At 48.5% G+C, this 21664-nt stretch carries 15 protein-coding genes and 4 tRNA genes; 10 read left to right on the top strand and 9 right to left on the bottom strand.

Annotated elements, in window-relative coordinates; translation table 11 throughout:
* Positions 1 to 176: 176 nt before the first annotated feature.
* Both CRN95_RS13080 and CRN95_RS14950 read left to right on the top strand, forming a co-directional pair.
* Positions 177 to 1211 carry a radical SAM protein gene (locus CRN95_RS13080; protein ID WP_097021176.1) on the top strand — a complete coding sequence of 345 codons (1035 nt, stop codon included), beginning with the start codon at positions 177 to 179 and terminating at the stop codon, positions 1209 to 1211.
* Positions 1212 to 1357: 146 nt separating this feature from the next.
* The gene (locus tag CRN95_RS14950) at positions 1358 to 1504 is read left to right on the top strand and encodes a hypothetical protein (RefSeq protein ID WP_173847534.1); all 147 of its coding nucleotides are present in this window, start codon (positions 1358 to 1360) and stop codon (positions 1502 to 1504) included.
* Between the two features lie 115 nt (positions 1505 to 1619).
* On the opposite strand, the gene CRN95_RS13075 is transcribed toward CRN95_RS14950, so the two are convergent.
* Positions 1620 to 6467 carry a T9SS type A sorting domain-containing protein gene (locus CRN95_RS13075; protein WP_097021175.1) on the bottom strand — a complete coding sequence of 1616 codons (4848 nt, stop codon included), beginning with the start codon at positions 6465 to 6467 and terminating at the stop codon, positions 1620 to 1622.
* Between the two features lie 216 nt (positions 6468 to 6683).
* On the bottom strand, positions 6684 to 7346 hold the full coding sequence (locus tag CRN95_RS13070) for a DNA alkylation repair protein (protein WP_088630912.1): 663 nt from the start codon (positions 7344 to 7346) through the stop codon (positions 6684 to 6686).
* A gap of 149 nt (positions 7347 to 7495) precedes the next feature.
* On the opposite strand from CRN95_RS13070, the gene CRN95_RS13065 reads away from it, so the two are divergent.
* Positions 7496 to 8149, top strand: a complete 654-nt coding sequence (locus tag CRN95_RS13065) for a hypothetical protein (protein WP_088630806.1) — start codon at positions 7496 to 7498, stop codon at positions 8147 to 8149.
* Positions 8150 to 8323: 174 nt separating this feature from the next.
* Here the strand turns inward: CRN95_RS13065 and CRN95_RS13060 are convergent.
* A tRNA-Cys gene (locus CRN95_RS13060) sits at positions 8324 to 8396 on the bottom strand.
* Between the two features lie 99 nt (positions 8397 to 8495).
* Here CRN95_RS13060 and CRN95_RS13055 point away from each other — a divergent pair.
* A complete protein-coding gene (locus CRN95_RS13055) occupies positions 8496 to 9026 on the top strand; it encodes a lysophospholipid acyltransferase family protein (protein ID WP_235003047.1) in 531 nt (176 codons plus the stop codon).
* Positions 9023 to 9670: a PolC-type DNA polymerase III gene (locus CRN95_RS13050; RefSeq protein ID WP_088630805.1), complete on the top strand. Its 648-nt coding sequence runs from the start codon at positions 9023 to 9025 to the stop codon at positions 9668 to 9670. Before CRN95_RS13055 ends, CRN95_RS13050 begins: the two co-directional genes overlap by 4 nt.
* A gap of 318 nt (positions 9671 to 9988) precedes the next feature.
* Here the strand turns inward: CRN95_RS13050 and rpmB are convergent, their stop codons facing one another.
* The 5 genes from rpmB to CRN95_RS13025 form a co-directional block, all read right to left on the bottom strand.
* Complete coding sequence (gene rpmB, locus CRN95_RS13045; protein ID WP_014546602.1) at positions 9989 to 10210, bottom strand: 50S ribosomal protein L28; 222 nt, start codon at positions 10208 to 10210, stop codon at positions 9989 to 9991.
* Between the two features lie 66 nt (positions 10211 to 10276).
* Complete coding sequence (gene ispH / locus CRN95_RS13040; protein WP_088630804.1) at positions 10277 to 11209, bottom strand: 4-hydroxy-3-methylbut-2-enyl diphosphate reductase; 933 nt, start codon at positions 11207 to 11209, stop codon at positions 10277 to 10279.
* A 27-nt stretch (positions 11210 to 11236) separates the two neighbouring features.
* Positions 11237 to 12415, bottom strand: a complete 1179-nt coding sequence (locus CRN95_RS13035) for a 3-deoxy-D-manno-octulosonic acid transferase (protein ID WP_097021173.1) — start codon at positions 12413 to 12415, stop codon at positions 11237 to 11239.
* Complete coding sequence (locus tag CRN95_RS13030; protein ID WP_097021172.1) at positions 12408 to 13019, bottom strand: isoprenylcysteine carboxylmethyltransferase family protein; 612 nt, start codon at positions 13017 to 13019, stop codon at positions 12408 to 12410. Before CRN95_RS13030 ends, CRN95_RS13035 begins: the two co-directional genes overlap by 8 nt.
* Positions 13012 to 14577 carry an ABC transporter ATP-binding protein gene (locus tag CRN95_RS13025; protein ID WP_235003046.1) on the bottom strand — a complete coding sequence of 522 codons (1566 nt, stop codon included), beginning with the start codon at positions 14575 to 14577 and terminating at the stop codon, positions 13012 to 13014. Before CRN95_RS13025 ends, CRN95_RS13030 begins: the two co-directional genes overlap by 8 nt.
* A 75-nt stretch (positions 14578 to 14652) precedes the next feature.
* Between CRN95_RS13025 and CRN95_RS13020 the strand changes: the two genes are divergently transcribed.
* Positions 14653 to 14725, top strand: a tRNA-Glu gene (locus tag CRN95_RS13020).
* A 205-nt stretch (positions 14726 to 14930) separates the two neighbouring features.
* Positions 14931 to 15003: transfer RNA gene (locus CRN95_RS13015), tRNA-Glu, on the top strand.
* 1091 nt (positions 15004 to 16094) lie between these two features.
* Here the strand turns inward: CRN95_RS13015 and CRN95_RS13010 are convergent.
* A tRNA-Ser gene (locus tag CRN95_RS13010) sits at positions 16095 to 16179 on the bottom strand.
* 274 nt (positions 16180 to 16453) lie between these two features.
* Between CRN95_RS13010 and CRN95_RS13005 the strand changes: the two genes are divergently transcribed.
* From CRN95_RS13005 to CRN95_RS12995, 3 genes are all read left to right on the top strand, one after another.
* Positions 16454 to 18904 (top strand): DEAD/DEAH box helicase, encoded by a 2451-nt coding sequence (locus tag CRN95_RS13005; RefSeq protein ID WP_235003045.1) that lies wholly within the window; start codon positions 16454 to 16456, stop codon positions 18902 to 18904.
* A 149-nt stretch (positions 18905 to 19053) separates the two neighbouring features.
* Complete coding sequence (locus tag CRN95_RS14855) at positions 19054 to 19914, top strand: hypothetical protein (protein ID WP_097021171.1); 861 nt, start codon at positions 19054 to 19056, stop codon at positions 19912 to 19914.
* Entirely contained in the window at positions 19915 to 20988 is a 1074-nt protein-coding gene (locus CRN95_RS12995; RefSeq protein WP_097021170.1) for a radical SAM protein, read from the top strand. It abuts the gene before it with no gap.
* Positions 20989 to 21664: the final 676 nt, after the last annotated feature.

Genomic DNA, 21664 nt, shown 5'->3' with positions numbered 1-21664 from the left:
CGCAAGGAGATACGCCACACAACAGCGTGGCTCCACAAAACCAAGCATGAACACACCAGTATTCTACCTAACTAAACCCATTCATAATATACCCCCAAATGTGAACCATATCACAAGCAACTATAGTTGTTCTATGGACAATTAATCCATGGACGACTTTACTATAATTACAAGCGATGAATTCCTTGTTAAATAAAGCAATCGCTCAAGAACGCCTCACACCGGCAGAAGGGCTCGAAATTCTGAAAAACGTCCCGTGGACCGAAGTCGTCGAGGCCGCCGATACGGTACGTAAGGCCAAGCACCCAGGTAACCGCGTGGGCTATACCGCATTCCGCATCGTAAACTACACGAACGTTTGCGAAGTGACTTGCAGTTTTTGCAGTTTTTGCCGCCCCGCAAAGCACCCCGAAGCGTACATTTTGAGTTTAGACGAAATCCGTCAAAAGACGCTCGAGGCCAAAGCCAAAGGCGCCGACCAGATTTTTCTGCAGGGTGGCGTCAACAAGGAAATTCCGCTCAACTATTACACCGACGTTCTCAAGATGCTCACACAAGAATTGGACGTCAAGGTGCGCGGATTCTCGCCGGTTGAACTTGTCCGCATCGCGGAATTCAACAACATACCGCTCGACGAACTGCTTGATATTTTCAAAGAAGCGGGCCTCAGTTCCGTTCCAGGCGCAGGCGCCGAGATTCTCTCTGACCGCATGCGTCAAATCTTGAGTCCCAAGAAACTCCCGGCACAGCAGTGGTGCGACACGCTTGCAGCATGCCACAAGAAGGGACTCCCTGGCAGCGCAAACATCGTCATTGGCAGTGCCGAAACCGCCGAAGAAGTCATCGAGCATTTGGAATACGTGCGCAAAACGCAGGACATCGCCCACGGCTTCAAGAGTTTTGTCGTGTGGACGTTCCAGCCGCAGACCGACAAATTCCCCATCCGCCATGTACGCGGCGATGAATACCTCAAGTTGCTTGCGCTCAGCCGCCTATACCTCGACAACGTCCCCCACATCGAAGTTTCGCTGCTTGGCATGGGACTTTCACTCGGGGAACTCGGATTGCACGCCGGCGCCGACGACATCAACAGCATCGTCATCGAAGAGAATGTGCTTAAAAATCATGGGCTTACGACCATCGAACAAGCCGAAAATTTCATCAAAAACGCCGGTTTCACCCCCTACCGCCGAAGTCTAAACTTTGACTAAGGCGAATTTTAATTAGACCATTCCCATTCAAAATTATAGGCTTATTTGCCCATTTTTTGTTTAAATTAAAGGAGATGCCCTCCCGGAACAAGGTCCGGGATGACAAGAAATGGGCATGACAAACTCACTTAAAGAAGGAGATTCTTATGAGCTGGGAATGTAAATACCTCAACGAAACATTCTGCGAAAAACGCAAACAGGAATGCGACCCGGGGGCAAAAGGTTGCGTCCTTCAAGGCAAATTCAGCTTTCCGCTAAAGGAAAAGACGAAATCCACCAAAACAGACAAATAACACATTTTCATCGCTAGACTCTCACGTCTAGCTTTTTTATTTACAGAACGCTCCGTGACAAGAAAGCCCCGCCACATCATTGTGGCGAGGCTTTTTTGCTTTCGGTTTTACCCCTTTACTTCACAGAGATCCTAGCAGAACGAGTCTGGCTCTTGCTTTCAATGCGGACCTGATAGACACCGCGTTTCAGCTTATCAAGGCTAAAGACCTTGGATCCGGCAACATCTTCGTTAAAGGACGTTACCAAGCGGCCACCTAAGTCATACACCAGCACACGGACCAGAGAAGCCTTCGGCATATACACCGTCAATTCGTTGTTTGCAAAGCTATACTTGAAGTTGCTCTGGACAACCTGGCCAATAGCCGAGGATTTTTTCTTTGCCTTGAACTTAGCCTTATAAGTGGCATTGCCCTTGACATCGACAATCTCCGGATCCCATTTGTCAAACGTGTACGTAGAATCCTTTGTCGACTTCTTTTCAGGCGTATCCTTCGGCGTCTTGACATTCTTAGCCTTCGTGCCATAAGCATACATTGTAGAGTCTACGGTCTTGCCTTCGACAACGAACTTCACGTAGTACTTATTCACAGTGCTATCGAACTTAGCCATGTACGTTGCAGCCGCCTTGACATCAGCAATAGTCTTGTCCCAAGACTTGAACTTGTAAGTGTACTGTGCCGTTGCTTTCTTTTCAGGCGTCGTCTTCGGCGTCTTGACATCCTTAGCCTTTGTGCCATAAGCATACATCGTAGAATCCACCGTTTTGCCTTCGACAACAAACTTCACGCAGTACTTATTCACAGTGCTATCGAACTTAGCCGTGTACGTTGCAGCCGCCTTGACATCTGCGATTGTCTTGTCCCAAGACTTGAACTTATACGTGTACTGAGCCGTTGCGGTCTTCGTTGCCGTCGGGGCCTTCACGTCCTTAGCCTTTGTACCGTAATCGTATTTCGTAGAGCTCAGTTCCTTACCTTCAGATACGAACTTCACTGTATACTTATTCACAACAGCATCAAATACGGCGGTATAAATTACATTACCCATGACATCGGCAACAGCCTTATCCCAAGACTTGAATGTATACGTGTACTGTGCCGTCGCATCCTTCGTTGCCGTCGGAACCTTCACGTTCGCAGCCTTCGTACCGTACTCGTATTCCGTGGAACTCAATACATTGTTTTCAGATACGAACTTCACAACGTACTTGTTCACTGTACTTTCAAATTCGGCGGTATAAGTGACATCACCCGTGACATCGGCAACAGCCTTATCCCAAGACTTGAATGTATACGTGTACTGTGCCGTCGCATCCTTCGTTGCCGTCGGAACAGTCACCTTTTCAGCCTTCGTGCCATACTCGTATTCCGTGGAGCTCAAATCCTTACCTTCAGACACGAACTTCACGACGTACTTGTTCACTGCACCTTCGAATACGGCGGTATAAGTTACATTACCCGTGACATCGGCAATTTCCTTATCCCAAGACTTGAACGTATACGTGTACTGTGCCGTTGCATCCTTCGTTGCCGTCGGAACAGTCACCTTTTCAGCCTTCGTACCGTAATCGTATTCCGTGGAGCTCAATTCGTTGCCTTCTGACACGAACTTAACTGTATACTTGTTCACAATCGTATCGAATACGGCAGTATATGTCACAGCTTCCGTTACATCGGCAATATCCTTATCCCAAGACACGAATTCAAACGTGTACTGAGCCGTTGCAGGTATTGTTGCCGTCGGAACAGCCACACTAGCAGCCTTCGTGCCGTACTCGTATTCCGTGGAGCTCAATTCGTTGCCTTCTGACACGAACTTAACTGTATACTTGTTCACAATCGTATCGAATACGGCAGTATATGTCACAGCTTCCGTTACATCGGCAATATCCTTATCCCAAGACACGAATTCAAACGTGTACTGAGCCGTTGCAGGTATTGTTGCCGTCGGAACAGCCACACTAGCAGCCTTCGTGCCGTACTCGTATTCCGTGGAGCTCAATACATTGTCTCCTACAACGAATTTTACAAGGACCTTATTACTCGTCGTAGAACATTCAAATTTAGCGGTATAGGTAACATCACCCCACACGTCGTCTATTCCTTCTCCGCCCCAATCATTTTCCCAATTCGTGAAGACATAGGTACAATTATCCGTAGGCGCCTTCGTCGCTGTCGGAACCTCCACCTTCTCTGCTTCGGTACCGGCATTATACTTTTTAGAAGCGATAATTTCATCATCCACGACAAACTGGACAAGATACTGTGCAAGCTCGCGATCAAACTGGGCCGTATAAGTCACAGAATATTGACCCACCGGTTCAATTTTCTTGTCCCAGCCCTTGAAGGTATAAGTGTACATACCACTATAATCATCCTTAGTCGGTTCGCCATCGTACGTAGGCGTTTCACCATAAGCATACTGCCAGCTCACATACTCATACCAATCATCATAATCACCAAGAACAAATGTCACACGATATTTGCACTGTGCCGTATATGTGGCATTTCCTGTAACCGTTTCGATCACCGGCCATTCACAATCATAGTTCGGAACGTTATAATACCCCTTATCACCCCAAACCCAACTAAATTCTTCATCGTTCTTTTCTTCGTTTCTTACAATATTCGGAGCATCGATTTCACTTGCCGTCGTTCCATAATCATACATCTCGGTTTCAAGAACCGTGCCATTATCATCCTTGAACGTAATGGTGTATTTGTTCTTTGTACTGTCAAACATAGCCATATAAGTCACAGACTTAGTTACAGCAACAACATCCTTATCCCAACCCTTAAAGGTATAGGTATAAGCAGCAGTAGCATCCTTAGTCGGCGAACCTTCATATGCAGGCATTTCAGCCGCCGTCACAAAATTTTCCCACAAAACTTCATCGCCATTCATAAACCTAATGGTGTACTTATTATCACTGGTCTTGTACGTCGCCGTATAAGTTATATCACCTTCCACAGTGGTATATTCGTCAAATTCAGGAGACCAGCCATCAAACGTGTACGATATGCCGCCCGCCGAATTCTTAGTCGGAGCCGTTTCAGGCTCAACAGAGGATACTAATGAGCCATACTCTTTCTCCTGAGCCGATATTTCCGTACCGTCGTCGTTTACAAACTTGACCATGTACTTGCGAGGAGTCGATGTATACACAGCACGATATTCCGTTCTCCCAGATACAGGAACAATTTCAGGCCACCATCCACTAAATTTGTAATCCCACTGCACATCGGACGGCTTTGTCGGATCATCTCCATTATACGTAGGCGTGGAGCCATATTCAAACATACCAAAATCAAGATCTTCACCATCTTCATCCACGAACGTCACCATGTACTCGCGCAACGTTTCGTCCCACACCATCTGGTATACAGCATCCTTCGTCACGGATTCAAGTTCTGGAGAAAACTTGCCGTTAAAGGTGTAATCGTATTTTTCAAACTCACCTAGAGATTGTTTATACCAATACTCACAAGATTCACATTCAGGCATTGAACCCTCAAAGAACTTGCGCGTTTCCACATGATTTTCACCATCCATGAATGTAACCGTATACATCGGAATATTGGAACAGCTAATATCATCGATTTCCAAAACACCTTCATTTGCCGATCGGTAGTTCACCTGCCATTCAAAAGCAGTTGCAAACTTGATTGCACTTTCAACACCCACATAACCCGAAGGCTGTTGCAACGAAGCCAATTCAACAACTGCAGTTGTCCAATCTTCATTGGCGTTTACAGTTTGTTCGTGGTACTGATAATCGTCAACAACGGTTGATTGCAATCTAAAACTATGTTTAACACCTTTATATTTATACTTGACGACATTGCACGAAGAAAGATTGCGGGTTCCACTTTCTACAAGTCGCATTTCAAGCCCGGCATATCCACCAGATTTTTTCTTTTTATAGCTAAACTTGATATTTTTCGAATCACCGGCAGAAACAACTTCTTCTTGAGCATAGGAATCTACGCCTTCATCGTCATAACTAGAGAATTCTCCGCCCCAATTGCTGATTTTATCACCATCTTCAAAATCGTCAATCACAATCGTTTCGCCCACAGCGATTTTGAAAACCGCTACAGCATCAAATGCAGCCAGATAAGAAGTATTCTTTGTAGCTTCAGCTAGTTCTGGTTCCCAGCCCTTGAAAACATAGTCAAATTTCTCGTCAGAAGCCTTTTCGGGAATTTCGCCTTCATATTGGGGCATCACTCCTTCCGCCACCGTCTGACGATCTAACAATTCCTCACCGTTATAGAACGAAATTTCAAAGAATTGCGGATTACGGCACTTCACGTTGTCAATCTGCAATGAACGAGAAACCCCACTAGAACCTGAGAAATTCCAATCAAGGGCATACACAGACTGTTTTACATCATTTAGCTTGACGTCTATATAAGTCCAAGACGGTCTCTTGAATTGATCTAAATTAAGGACAGCATGGTCCCACGAGTTGTCTTTAGAAGCTCCTACAGACATTTCATAGTACGCCCAATCACCACCACCAATAGCCTCGCTCAATGTGCTCATCAAACGAACTTTATGGGCCGCACCCTTATAATCATATTCAATTTGCGAACATGCGGATATATCATACGAGCCGTCGTCGGCATCCATGTATAGTGTAGCCTGCACAAAAGGATCATACTCGTAAGTCCCTTTACTCAAAGAATAGTCTATTTGGAGGATCTTTCCTGAATGACCTTCATCTTCACTTGTAACGACTTTAGGGGTAATAGTTGATTCGCCCACACCATCATTTGGATCAGAGGCAAAATCACCACTAAACTTCCAAGGACCGTATTTAGATACTAAATCGCCGTCCTCAAAGTCATCGAGTAACAGAGTTCCACTCGTCTCAATATTGAGAGCGGGATTTTCAGCCGCATAAAGTGTTGCAGCAAGCCCTAAGGCAATTGTCGAGTACATGATACTGGTATTCATGATGCCCCTCCTGTTTTTTGGACAGCGTATGTAATAAAAACTATACAAACATGTTACAATTGTTACAATTACATTACAAAATCACTATTTCATCTTAGAGTATTCATTTGAAGGTTTTCCTCAGCGTATAAAAAAAGACCCTCTTTCGAGAGTCTTTAAAAGCCGAGGCTTCGCGCAACTTACATTGCAAAATTTCGCAGCCCGCCAACGCCCTGATTAGATAAGGCGCAGGATTTCCTGGGCGGTCTGTTCGGCAAACGCGTTGTCTTGGACAAAGCGACGCACTTCCGTCGGGTTGATGCGTGCGTATTCAGAAAGTGCACGACCAATGCCATTGCGGATGTAATAGTCGTCATCCTTGGCGCAAGTGAGGCAGAACTGACGCAAGAGCGGCCAGTCGGTGCGGTCCTTGTACTGCACCTGGAAGATGATTGCACTGCGGCGTACCCAGATGTTCGGGTCGCGGATCCAGGAGGCAATCTTCGTACGCAACGCCGGCAAGCGGAGCGCCAAATCGCCCAGAACGCAAGAAGCGAGGGTATCGACCGTGTCGCGCCAAGCTCTGGTCTTGATGAGTTTTTTCAAAAAATTAAGGTGCTGGCCACCGAGAAGAGCACGATGGCGGAACAGGTAGTCACAAGCCGCGTACTGGAATTCCCTATACGGCTGAGCCCACATGTCCTCAACCCTCGACACGAGTTCATCCCCGTCCTTTGGCGGGTACTTGTCGAAGATTGGATACGTGACTTCACGACGGGGAACCAATCTGATTCCGAGGAATTCAAATTGCTCCCTAGCCTTCTTAGACATTTCATGCGCTTCTTCTTCATTAGCGATAGAGCGCAAAGCGAGAGATATTTCTTGTGTAAACCGAAGCATGTACACCAAAAATAGTCCATAAAGAATTTTTTTTCTAGACCTTGACAAACATTTTTTTCAAATTTTTTTAATTTTTTCCCTAGATTTTTTGCAAAAAAAGTGCAAAAAAAACCTTGACAAAGCCAAAACCGCTTAAAGACTCAGAAATCATGACTGATTCCACTAGAAAAGAGGCTCTTCAAATCACTGAAGTCCCGCCTGAACTGCGTGGTCTTTCCGACGAAGAAATCATCCGCAACTCGGAAAGCAAAGAGAAAAAATTTATCGGCAAAAAGCACAATGGCGCAAAGCGCCCGTCCAAGCGTGAACGCCAGAAGCTCAAAGAACAGAGCGAAAACGCCAAGTTCAATTCGCTCGTGGCCAAGTACAACAAACCCGAAAACGCAAAGCAGCGTGAAGCCGAAAGCGATGCCGAAATCAAGAGCATCCTGAAGAAAATCGCCACGAACGCCGCTCCAAAGGCCGATGACGCCGAAGTCAAGAAAATCATCGCTAAAGCAGCCCCAGTCGAAGCTCCGAAGCGCGTGCTCACGAGCGTTCTCTCGGAACCGCCCAAGCCGCCTTCAGGCCGCGTCCTCAAGGGCTCGTTCGGCGCAAAGCTTGGCGACAAGCCGAAAACCGTCATTGTGTCCGCAGCCGACCTCGCCCGCCAGCGCATCGAAGAACGCGCGAAAAAGATCCGCGAAGCGCTCATGGCAAAGAACAAGGCTTTGCACCCGGAAGCCGCAGCAGAAATGCCGGTCAAGCGCCCCCGTGGCCGCCCCCGCAAGAATCCGCTTCCGCCACCGCCTCCGGCAGAATAAGTTTTCAGCCCGCATCCCCGTCATCCTGACGACCAAAGGGAGGAAGGATCCAGTTATTTTTCATGACCCGTGCATATTCAATGCGCGGGCATTTTTATGGAGTGCGCAGTTCCCGCCTCCCGCAATCCTCGAGAAAACAAAAAGACCTTCCGTTTTCACGAAAGGTCTTTTGAGAGGCAACGGGCGGACTCGAACCGCCGAATAAGAGTTTTGCAGACTCGCCCCTTACCAACTTGGGTACGTCGCCATAATTGCAGACGCAATATAAGTATTTTATGACGTCCTTACAAGGGGTCCAATCAAAAAAAGTGAATTTTTTTAATTTTTAGCCGTGAATTTCACCCAAATGAAGACAAAATTGCTAGCCACGCTCGGCGCCCTCTGGATGAGGAGCCTCCGCATCCGCCTGCGCGTGCCCGACGACTTCCGACCGGGGATCCTCGGACTCTGGCACAAGGACCTGCTTGCAAGCACCGCCGCCTTCAAGGACAAGAACGTCCACATTCTCGTCTCGGAATCAAACGACGGTGAATTTTTCGCCCAGGCAGCCAGGCAGCTCCATTACGAAGTCACCCGCGGTTCCGACACACACGGAGCAACAAACGTCCGCCACCTGCTCAAGTCGCTCAAGAACGACCGCTTTGTCGGCATGGCGCTCGATGGCCCGCACGGCCCCGCCCTCCAGGTAAAACCGGGTTCCCTGTGGCTATCAAAGGCAAGTGGACGCCCACTCTGGCTCTTTTGCATCAAGTATGGCAAGCATTTTCGCCTAAACGGGTGGGATAATTTCATAATTCCTCTCCCTTTGACAGCAATTGACATCGAAATTAAGTATCTTTTGCCCGAAAATATTCAAAATAAGGAAACACAGCCGTGATTGCATTACCTCCAAAATTTGTCGCATTCGACTTAGAAACGACTGGTCTTGTAAACCGTAAAGACGAAATCATCGAAATCGGCGCCGTAAAGTTCACTGTCGAGGTGAAAAACGGACGCGTTGTGCCGAAGCTCATCTCGGAATTCGACACGCTCGTAAAGCCCAACATGCTCATCCCCGCCGAAGCAACGAACGTGAACCACATTACCGACAAGATGGTCGAAAACGCACCGCCGGTCGGCGAAGCTCTCAAGCAGTTCACCGCATTCTGCGGCCCGGGCTCCATCTTGCTCGCCCACAACGCAAACTTCGACGCCAGCTTTTTGCGTACCGCCTACGAGCAGAACCCGCAGTTCACGCCAGGCAATCCCGTCGTCGATAGCCTTGCCATTTCCAAGACCATCATGCCGGAACTCGCAAACCACAAGCTCGGTTTCATGGCAAACATGTTCATGAAGCGCGGTGAAATCTCGATGACCATCGACGAAGAAAAGATGCACCGCTCCGTGTACGACTGCGAAATGCTCATGGAAGTGTTCGTCGCCCTCCTCCGTCGCCGTCTCAAGGAGAAGGAATGGGAAATGGGCAGCATCATGCAGGCCATGGCCAAGTACAAAGGCATCCCGCAATTCATCAGGAAGTAGGAAGTAACATCATCATCGAACGACATGCGTTCGTCATTCCCACCACCGAGCTCTTTGCTCACTTAGTGCTTTAGCACTTATGTGAGCATGATCCGCGTATGGGGAGGGAATCTCCTTTTTTAGAAAACTAGAAGGAGAAGCCCTATCAAGTAGGGCTTGACAAAGAGAATTCGTCAGCCCCGGTCTAAACGCCGGGGCATTTTTTTAAACGACGACGCCGTATAAGGCGACCCCGTCCGAGGCGGCAACGCGGAATAAATACACAAAAGACCGCCATGCAAAGCATAGCGGCTTTCGTTAAACTTTTAATCTAAGAAATTAGATTCCGAGTTCCTGAGCAACAGCCTGGATACCAAGCTTGTTGATCGTGCGGAGACCAGCAGCGCTAACGCGGAGCGTGACCCAGCGATCTTCTTCAGGAATGTAGAAGCGCTTCTTCTGGAGGTTCGGAAGCTGCTTCATCAACTTCTTACGGTTAGAGTGGGAAACCATGTTGCCCACGAGACCGGCCTTGCCGGTAACTTCACAAATGCGGCTCATATTAAACTCCGTTGTTTTTACAGGCAGCAATTTTAGCTAAAAATTCTGGAACTGTCAAGGCTAAAGTTAATCTTGCAATGCTTTTGGCAAGTTAAACTTCGTATTTTCCACTAATTTTACAAGATTTTCAACCTCAACCGGCCCAAATTTTTCTTTCAGCCAGTCGACCACACCCTGAACCAGCACTTCCGGTGCGCTCGCGCCGCTCGAAATTCCGACCGTATTTATGCCATCGAACCATGCCAAGTCAAGATCATTGACATCAGCAATCAGGTGGCTCGGGAGGCCCTGTTCCAGTCCAAGTTCCATCAAACGAGACGAATTCGAAGAATTCTTGGCCCCGACAACCAAAAGCATGTCCACCACGGAGCACAGTTCGAGCACCGCCGCCTGACGGTTGCCCGTCGCGTAGCAGAGGTCGCCCGCATCCGGTCCGATGATATTCGGGAAACGGCGCTTAAGGGCTTCGATAATCTTGCGGGTTTCGGCCACAGAAAGCGTCGTCTGCGTGATATAGGCCAGTTCCTTATCCGTAGGCACTTCGACCGTCTCAGCATCCTTTTCATTGCGAATAAGCGTAATTGCGCCTTCCGGGAGCTGTCCTAGCGTACCTTCCACTTCGGCATGGCCAGCGTGCCCAATCAAGATAATATGGCGCCCCGCATTGAAATGGCGCTTGGCACTGAAATGCACCTTGAGCACCAGCGGGCAACTCGCATCGAGCACCTGCAAATTACGGGCCTTAGCCTCTTCATAAATATGTTCAGCAACCCCATGCGCCGAGAAAATCACCACGGAACCTTCCGGTACCTGGTCGAGTTCATCGACAAAGACAACGCCCTTGCTTTTAAGCGTTTCTACAACAAACTTGTTATGAACAATTTCATGGCGGACATATATCGGCGTGCCGAACTTTTCAATCGCCTTTTCAACCACATGAATAGCGCGATCCACGCCGGCACAAAAACCACGAGGCGTCGCCAAAACAATCTTTTTCATAATTCACCTAATTAAATTACACTTCAGTTACTTTAACAAATTCTTCAAGAAAACGAGCAGCTGCTGATAAGAATCGCTAATCTTCGCACTCTCATGAGCAAGGAACGTTCGAACCAAGCGGATATCCGGCTTGTTGCGCCTAGAATATTCATCCGCCGACCGCAATTGAGCAACGACACCCTCACGAACAAGCGTTGCAACCGCCTCTTTTTGCCCCTCGGCGTACGGGCCAACACACGTGGAAACTCCGCTCTGGAGCGGTTCCCAAAAATCGTGGACTCCAAGACCGCGTGCAAACGATCCTCCAACAACCGCCGTTTTAGAAACAGCAAGCACCTCTTTAGTCTTACCAAACTCGCTCACAATCGACACAGCGCCATTTTGCACTTGCGGCCAATCGACAACAGCAAGTTCCTGATTTTGGAGCGCCTTGCGGAATTCAGCCACTTCAGACAAGCGCCGCGGCATCAGCACCACAGATTCACCACGCTTGATCGAAGACAAAATCATGCGACCAAGACTCGGCATTTCCTGGATGTGCATCGAAACAAACACCGTATCAACCGTCGGATTTTCAGGAGCAGAAACGTCCTTGTTCAACCGTACCCACGGCAAAAGTTTCCAGTCTCCGCCAATCATCATCCGCGAATTATTCGCACGGGCCGAGACACTGAAAAAGCGAGACAAGTCCGAGCCTGTCTGCATACTCACAAAGCCAATGGCGGCATAGTCCATTCCAGGAACCGCATGATGGAAACGTCCCGAAACAAGGGCTACAGGCGGCCTCGTCGAAATACGCAACATCGAAGAAAGATAACCCGGCCAAAGTTCATTTTCGGCAAGAATCAGGCCTAGCGGTTTCACAGACGAGATAAACGACTTCATCGTTGCAGGAGCATCTACAGGCGCAATGTGAGCGACCACATCGACCCCCGACTCCTTAATAAACGAAACAACTTCGACTTTCTGCGTTGTGAGCAAAAGACGCGGACAATCCGGCAAGTCTTCTTTAAGGCACTTCGCCAAATTCAAAAGCATCTTGCACTCACCAAGACTTGCGCCATGCATCCAAAGGAAAGGTCCCTTAGGCCACGGACCACGCAAACGCTCGTTCACATGGTACTTATTTTCTATAACAGGCACCTTGGCTGCAGCTTTGGCTACAGATCCGAGAGCCTCACGCGCAATGTCAAATACCTTAAACATAGAAAACCGCCACTTTCCTTAATATCAATAATAAATTACAAAAGAAAAGCCACAGCCATGTCGAAGAATCGGCAAAAAAAGCCTGCCAAAAGGCTCTTTGCGCGGGAACGTGTTCAGAATCACAAGAAGAACCACCCCACAAGCCCAGATGCGGGGCAAAAGCAGGAGTTTTGCGAGCCCACGCGCGCCACACATCGCCAAATTTCTGTTCCAAGAAGCGGTCTTCAATTCGCGAAAGCGCCACTTCAAAAGCCACTACAACAACCATAAACGCGAGCACCCAAAGCGACACGCCTAAATGGAAAAACGCGACACCAAGAGCAAAGCCCGTATTTGATATGTAAAGCGGATGACGAACGTGAACGTAAGGACCGCAAGTCACAAGTTCATCGGCTGCATGGACATGCCCACGAGTATGTTCGCCAATAAAGCGCCGCGACTGAACTCGTAAAAATGCACTTACAACGTAAATTGGGATTGCAATTAGGGGGCCTATGGTTCCATCGCCCGGAGGCGTACAAACAAGAGCTACAGCAATAATACCCAAGATGTATCCGCGATAGCGATACAAAAAAGCAGAAAATTTACAATCCGCCTTAGGCATTGCCCATCTCCACGACATTGAAACGTTGTTCTAATTCATGAGACAGGACATCATGACTTACGAGAACCACCCACTTGTGAAGCAAATCCGCCGTATCGAGGAACGCCGTCAAAAGCAATTCACGGTCCGCAAGCGCCACAGACGCAAACGGTTCATCGAGCAAAATCATGGAACTATCTGAGGCAAGAGCCCAAGCCAAGGCGACACGCGCACGTTCTCCGCCCGACATTCCCTCCTTGGCAATTATTTTGTCCACTCGCGCGGCATGGGCAAATCCGACAACCGCAGTAGAATTCGTTTGCGCAAGAAGTTTTTTAAACAAGTGAATTGGCGGCAATTCCAAATCTTGAGCAACAAAAAATACGTTATTCTTCAGAGAAATCGAACTTGAAATTTTTCCATAGTCCCATTCTTCAAGCCCAGCAATCAAGCGCAACAGCGTCGATTTGCCGACACCATTTCGGCCACGGACAAGTACCGGCTTTTGAGTATTCCAGCAAAGCGAAAAATTGCTAAAGAGCGTTTCGAATGCACCTTCATAAGCAAAATCTCCATGCATAATTTGCAAGCAGTCCGAATCTGGAGAACACGTTTTTTCTGCAGAACTAGAATCCGATTTTTTCGAAGGCAACGTCTCGAACTTTTCCAAAACGCGAAGCGCACTCATCGCAGACCTTGCCTGCGGCATCACGCGGGCACACTCTTTCACAGGCTTGTAACAAAGGAGAACTGCCGAGCAGTAAAGCACAAGACCCGTTCCGTCCATCCAACCTTTCGAAATCAGGAGAGCGCAGAATGCAAGCACAAAGACCATCGCCAGAACCGACACCGTTTCCGTAATCAGCGAAAGCACACCCTTGCGGAGCGAGACATCAAGACCATCGTCCCTAAGATTGCGCACTTGCGTAATCAAGTCATTTGAGACTTCCTTGCGTTCAAAGCGGGAACTCCAACGGCGAAATAGCTTACGAGCAAGGTAAAGCGAGCCGCGAAAATCAGAACGTTCCGTCAAAAGGTTTTCTTCGGCAGGCCCCATTTTATGCAAACGGCGTTGCATCCAGCCCACGAGCGGAACCACCACAACAAACAAGAACAGCGTTAGTGGCCATGAGATGTAAAACAGCACCGGTAAAAAGACCAAAAGCTGGAGCACAGCCTGAACACCCTGGAAAAACACGCCGCCGTTCGATTGCAAAACAACAGTCGATTCATACGCGGACTCAACTTTTGATTCGCCCTCCGGCGTATGGAACACTCGCGGAGAAAGCGAGCGGAGCGTATGCAGGAACCATGCAGAAACAAGGGAGCCCGCGCCAAAAAGCCATTTTTCAGAAATGCTCAACTTCCAAACGAAAAAAGCAAAGCGAAGCGCCGTAAGGACAACCATCAATACTAGCCATTGCGTAAGCGAGAAAATCGGCTTGCCCTGGAGAATATCCATAAACGACCGAATGCCCCAAAGCAACGCCGCGTCGGCGGCACTCGCGAGCAAAGCCACCGGCAAAAAGCGCAAAACACCTCGCCAAAGTATCTTTTTTAGCCTTTTTTTCAGAATCACGAGAGAAAAATAAAAAAATCAAACAAAAACCCTTGACAATTTTCTATAAACATCTATATTTGGCGCACGCAAAACGCCCCTATCGTCTAGTGGCCCAGGACTCGGGATTTTCATTCCCGCAACAGCGGTTCGAAACCGCTTGGGGGTATAAAAAGGACTTGTCGAAAGACAGGTTCTTTTTTTATACCCTCGAGCAAACCGCGACAAAGGGTATAAAAAAGATCGACTGAAAAGTCGGTCTTTTTTTTCAACCGCCCAAAGCGGTATAAAAAAGATCCCGCCCCCTCAAAAAAAATTATCAACCCACCCTTGACATTATTCAATAAAATCCTATATTTGTCCTCACACAAAACGCCCCTATCGTCTAGTGGCCCAGGACTCGGGATTTTCATTCCCGCAACAGCGGTTCGAAACCGCTTGGGGGTATAAAAAGGACTTGTCGAAAGACAAGTTCTTTTTTTATACCCACGAGCAAACCGCGACACAGGGTATAAAAAAGATCGACTGAAAAGTCGGTCTTTTTTTATGACCGCGACAAAGGATATAAAAAAGTCAACCGTAAGGTTGTCCTTTTTTGTAACCGTGAAATGCCGCGAGCTCTATAAACGGGAAGTCGCCCTCGATAGGAGGGCGACAGTATTTTACGAGTTGGAATGAGAGACTTCTGAATAAACTCCTAATACACCAAAACCGTTCCTTACGGTTCCTATTGTCTCAGTTTATTTCGTTAAATTCTTAGAAGGGCGCTTGAAATTGCGCAAACAAATCAAAGCTCCCCTCTGATACGTTCACGTAAATAAATATAGCATATTTTTTAGAAAAGAATACATTTTTATTACAAAAATTCATTTTTTGACCACAGAAGTGCTAAAAATTACCAATTTATGGAAAATTTGACGTTTTTTAAGGGGTTGGAGAGCTCATTTTTTTTCACTTTTCCCTCTCTCAAGGAGAGAGAGGGATGGGACAACTAGCTCATTTCATTTCGCTAGGTTTTTCACCCTCTCACAATTCGAGCTCCCTCTCTCTAGGAGAGAGAGGGATGGGACGGCTCAGTCACATTCTGTTCCTTCTCGTCCTCTCTCTGGACAAGGTCAATCTGACACTCTAGAAAAGTGCATTATCTCTCTCAAGGAGAGAGAGGGATGGGACGGCTCAGTCACATTCTGTTCCTTCGCCTCCCTCTCTCTGGACAAGGTCAATCTGACACTCTAGAAAAGTGCATTATCTCTCTCAAGAAGAGAGGGATTGGACAACTAGCTCATTTCATTTCGCTAGTCCTTTCACGCTCTCACAATTCGAGCGCCCTCTCTCTAGGAGAGAGAGAGGGATGGGACGACGAACTCACTTCGTTTCGTTCGCCGCCCTTCGGGTTACGGCCGGAGGCCGTAATCCTTGACCGCGCTGTGTTCGCTTCGCTCTCGCGCGGTCAATCGAACCCTCTGCGAGGGTTCTCATCCACTAGTTTTTCACTTGAAACAAAAAGCGAAGCCTTTCGGCTTCGCTTTTCGTTTCAAAGGAGAGAGAGGGATTCGAACCCTCGGTCCTGTGACAGACTCCGGATTTCGAGACCGGCCCATTCGACCACTCTGGCATCTCTCCGAGGTTTGCATAATATAGTATAATTCATTTAAACTGTCTATGAAAAATTCCGGCACGGCGGCAACATTCTTTTTTATTACTTCATCACCAGCGGTTCTAAAAACCTTTGATTTCAAACCTTTATTTTCTACATTTGGCGCAAAATTAAGGGGACCCAACAGACTTCAGGTTTATAAGTGCGAGTGCACTTCGGGGCTTATTGAATGCTCGATTCGAGCAAAGTGATGACGCGGCATGTGCTGCAGATGAAGTTTACGGATCCCGAAGGTGACTTATGGCAGAAGATATTTCTTGCGGCCCGGAAATCGACGTTCCGGAAAATAACGACAACTCTAAATTGCAGCTCGAAGCGGATGCGTTCTTGAACGCCATCGCAGGCGGAGCAGACGAAGACCAGGCAGACGAAGCCGCATTCTTTGCAGCAAATCCGGATGGCATTGTCGTTGACGACAACGGCGAGGTTCTGGAATCTGGCGCAAATTCCAAGATTAAGAAAGGCGAAAAAATCGAATTTATCGACGATGACGATGTGACAAGTGATATTGAAAAGGAGATGCCCCCCCGGAATAAATCCGGGGTGACAGAAGCCAGGCATGACACAACCGCTGATGAAGTTTCTGTAGCTTCGACAAGCTCGGCAAACTTAAATGAAGACTCCGCAGACGAAGAAGATGTCGGCGACGAATCATTGGTGACGTTTGACGATCTCGGTCTCTCTCCGGAAGTTCTTGAAGCGGTCAAGCTCGCCGGCTACGAAACGCCCTCGCCCATTCAGGCTAAGGCCATCCCGGCACTTTTGCAGGGCGCAAACCTTCTCGGAACAGCACAGACAGGTACCGGCAAGACGGCAGCATTCTCGCTTCCGCTCCTTTCGCGCATCAACTTCAACGGACGCGAAACGTCCATGCTCGTGCTCACGCCGACACGCGAACTTGCGATCCAGGTTTCAGATGCCATCCAGCAATACGCCGTCAAGATGCAAAACGTGACGGTTGTCCCAGTCTATGGCGGTCAGGATATCGCTATCCAGTTGCGCGCCCTCAAGCGCAAGGCAAGCATCGTCGTTGCCACACCGGGCCGTTTGATAGACCATATCAAGCGCGGTTCTATTTCGCTCGGAGCGGTCAAGGCAATCGTCCTCGACGAAGCTGACGAAATGCTCGACATGGGCTTTATGGAAGACGTGGAAACCATCCTCAAGGAAATCCCCGCCGACGCCCAGCGCGCCCTATTTAGCGCCACCATGCCGGACAGCGTCAAGAAGATTATCGACCAACACTTGGGCGAATACGAAGAAGCCCGCATCGAAGGCAAGACGACCACGGTCGAAAATATTTGCCAGCGCTACTTGCTCGTGAAAAACGAACACAAGATCGAAGCGCTCGCCCGCGTGCTCGAAGGCGAAGAATTTGACGGCGTACTCATTTTCGTGCGCACCAAGCAGAACACCACCGAAGTGGCCGAAAAGCTCGAAAGCCGCGGATTCAACGTGGCTCCGCTCAACGGCGACCTCGCCCAGTCCATGCGCGAACGCACCATCAACCGCCTCAAGATGGGCAAGCTCGACATCGTCGTCGCAACAGACGTCGCCGCCCGCGGTATTGACGTGGACCGAATTTCGCTCGTTGTGAACTATGACATTCCGTACGACACCGAATCCTACGTGCACCGCATTGGCCGTACAGGCCGTGCAGGCCGCAGCGGTAACGCCATCTTGTTCATCACGCCACGTGAAAAGCGCATGCTCAAGACCATCGAAAAAGCTACGCGCCAGCCGATTGACGTGATGGAAATGCCGACCTCCGAACAAATCAGCAAGAAGCGCGTCGAAGCATTCAAGGCTAAAGTCAAGAGCGTTGTAAGCTACGGTGAACTCGACCAGTTCAAGGAACTCGTCCGCGCACTCGCCGCAGAAGGCTGCAACATGAAGGATGGCGTTGCCCTTGAAGATGGCTCCGTCAACGAAATGACCGCCGAAGACATCGCAGCAGCAGTCATCAAGATGTACCAGAAAAAGCAGCCGCTCTTCCCGAACCTCCCGCCGCTCGAAGCTCCGAAGGATCGTCGCGAAAAGGTCCGCAGCGGCAGAGACTTCCTCGGCAACGGCGAAGATTTCGGCCTCAATAGCGAAGAACAGAAGCGCATGCGTAAGGAACGCAAGGAAGGCTTGAACGGCGTCGAAGAAGGCTTCTTGCGCTACTATCTTGGCGTCGGCCGCATTGACCACGTTACCCCGCGCGACATCGTGGGAGCAATCGCTGGCGAAGCAAACATCAACAGCAGCAACATCGGCCGTATCAAGCTCTTTGACAAATTCAGTACCGTTGAACTCCCGAACACGCTTCCGCAAGACGTTCTCGACATCTTGTCCGAAATGACAATCCGCGGCAACGACGCCCGCTTCCGCGTGATGACCGACGAACCTCCCGAGGGCCCCGCACCGGGAACAAGACCGCACGCTAGCCGCGAAGAACGCCGCAGTTTCCATCGCGACCGCAAAGGAGGTTTCCACGACGATGAACGCCGTGGCGGATTCCGCAAAAATCGCGAAGGCGGTGATCGCTTTGGGGACAAGCCTTTCGAAAACCGCAAGGCACGTCGCGAACGCCAATTCGCCGACCGCAAACCCGGCAAGTTCGAAGACAAGCCTTTCCGCAAAGACCGCGACGAGCGCAGCTTTGGTGATAAGCCGTTCCGCAAGACGCGCCGTTTCGGTAGAGTCTAAGCCAAATCAAAACAAACAACTTAACGGAATTCAGAACGAATTCCGTTTTTTTATTCTTAAAAACAAAGTTTGTAAAAAATATTTCATGATTTGCTTTTTTCTCCACTGTTATATATACCTGATTATATACAATCCCTAAGGAGAAAAAAATGGCTACAACTAAAAAGAAAGTTCAAACAAAGGATATCATTAAAGATATCACGACAAGTCTGAAAAAAGAAATTGTCGCTAGCCCGAAAGACGTGCTCAAAGCACTCGATCTTGACGATATCGTCGCCAAAGACGATAAGAAGAAAGATATTTCTATCGGCGACCTGTTGGAAGGCATTCCCGCAACAAAGCGCGCAGGCCTTTCTGCAGCACTCGCCGAATCATTGGTCAATAACGAAATTCTTCAGCAAAACGTTCTTGTTGAAATTGGCAAACTTATACCGGGTAACTTTGAACCCGCAGAAGTTTTGAAACCCGTCATTCCGGCAGTAAAAGCAGACATAAAAGTAAGGCCCAAAATTCCCATCAAGCCAATTACAACAGTCGTCCCTGTTACCCCCATTATCCAAAGACCGCCCATTATTCCAAGGCCGCCTATCAATCCGAAACCGCCTATTATTCCAAGACCGACGGTTAAACCGATTCCGCCCGGCCCAGATCCAGTCAAGCCTCTCGTTAAGCCGGAATCGATTTCACGCATTAATACAAAGATCGTAGTCAAGCCTGAAGCCTTGATCAAGCCGACAATTCTCGTCAAGCCAGAAATCAAGCCAAAGGTAGATATCCTTGTCAAGCCGGAATCCATATCTCGCATTAAGCCGAAGATCATTCCGGAAATCAATGTAAGAGGCAATTTGGAACTTCAGCTTGAAGAGGTCCAGCGCATCCGCAAGGCGCTCCCCAAGAACGCCACCAAGGCCGAAAAGAAGGCTGCCGCCAATGCAGAAAAGCAGCTTAAGAACCTGTTGAAGGCCGCCAAAAGAGCCGAACCCAAAGCAACAAAGAAAGCAAAAAAATAAATGAAGATTACTCCGTTAAAAAGCGGGGTATTTAGCTTCGTGACAACAGATGGGTGTACCGCAAGGTGCTCCCACTGTTTGATGAATTGTACCCCAAATAAAAAAAACAAGCTTCAATTTGAACAAATGCAGAAATGCATTGATCAAGTTGTAAAAGAATACGATGTCAAGATGATCGTATTTACGGGTGGCGAATCGACTTTGCTCGGTGAAGATCTATTCCGCACCATCCGCTATTGTACGCTAAACTTCCTAAAGACTAGGCTTGTCACGAACGCCTTCTGGGCAACCAGCTTAGAACGCGCACAACGCTATATTGAGAAATTCCGCAGTGTCGGGCTCACCGAAATCAATTTCAGCGTTGATGACTACCACGAGCCATTTGTCCCACTGGAAAACATCCGCAATGCTTGGCAAGCCTGCAAAGGCGCTGGTTTTGAATCCGTCATTCTGGCTAATAGCCATGGGAATAACGACAAAATCGTCCCAGCATACATCCAGGAATTTTTAGGCGAAAAAATCGAAGTTGCGGTCTCAAACGGACCTGAAGACAACGAGATAAAGGAGCCAGGAAAAGAAACCCTGTATCAGATTTACGAAAACACGCTACAAAAAAGCGGTCGTGCCGCATCGCTCGATAGCGAGAAATTCGACACAATCGAAAATCAGGAGAATTTGGCCTGCTGCTGCCCATGGGCGGTCAGCGACCCGGTTGTTTCACCGCTGGGACACGTATGGGCTTGTTGCGGCATTCCGTCGGACAACAACGCAATCTTGGATCTCGGAGATACAAATAAGGAGAAAATCAAGACAATCCTGAACAGAGCAAGCAAAGACGTTCTACTCAATGCAATCCATGAGTTGGGCCCTCTAAAGCTCTGTCAATTTGTCGAAGAGCATAGCAATATCAAATTCAACAAAAGCTTTTGCGGAGTCTGTGAAATCTGTAGCGCTCTGACAAACAACAAGAACGCGGTCAAGGTTTTACGGGACAACGAAAAAAGCATTGCAGCCATAATACGCGCAAAAGAGAGTATTGCAAAGCTTTCTGATGTCCTAGCTCAAAAACAGTAAGACATATTTTTCTTCCAAAATAAAAGAAGTCCGTCTCCAACACAGACGGACTTTCTTTTTTCGTGATCAAGGACTAGGCGGCGAAGACGATCAGCGCGCAGCTCAGCACAAGCAGGAGCACGCCCCAAACAGTCTCGACAATGGGACCCAGCTTCCTGATCTCATTCTCTTTGTTTTCCATAGTGGACCCCTTTTTTACCCCGAGGCCTGCGACATCGCCTGCCTACATTCTTAAACTACAATTACTACAAGCTCGGGGAACATACTTTTTGGCTATTTTTATGGACTTTTTATCAATGTGCCAGGTTGGAATATTCAAGGTGCAAATATTGCAGGTCCGCATAACGGTGCGGTTTCCAGCGCGATCGGTGTGCGGACAAAGAAACACAAACAACATAGAAAACTGATCAGATGAGCCCGCAAGGGGAACCATGTAAGCCGATTCCCTCCCGGAACGGAGTCCGGGATGACAAGGGGGCGGAAATGACATGCAAGGCGAACGCAGCAAGAATAAGTAACTCATTCTTATTGCTGAGCCGCGGCGAAATCCTTGACGCGCCAGCAGGATTCGTGGGCGGGATAAAAAAGAAAAAGCCCCGCCCGACGTGTTGCGTCAGGCGGGGCGTGAATCCAGCGGCGACCTACTCTCCCGGGCCCGGGGGCCAGGTACCATCGG

The sequence above is a fragment of the Fibrobacter sp. UWB16 genome, assembly GCF_900215325.1.
Classification (GTDB): Bacteria; Fibrobacterota; Fibrobacteria; order Fibrobacterales; family Fibrobacteraceae; genus Fibrobacter.
This window is presented reverse-complemented; position numbering and strand designations above follow the sequence as displayed.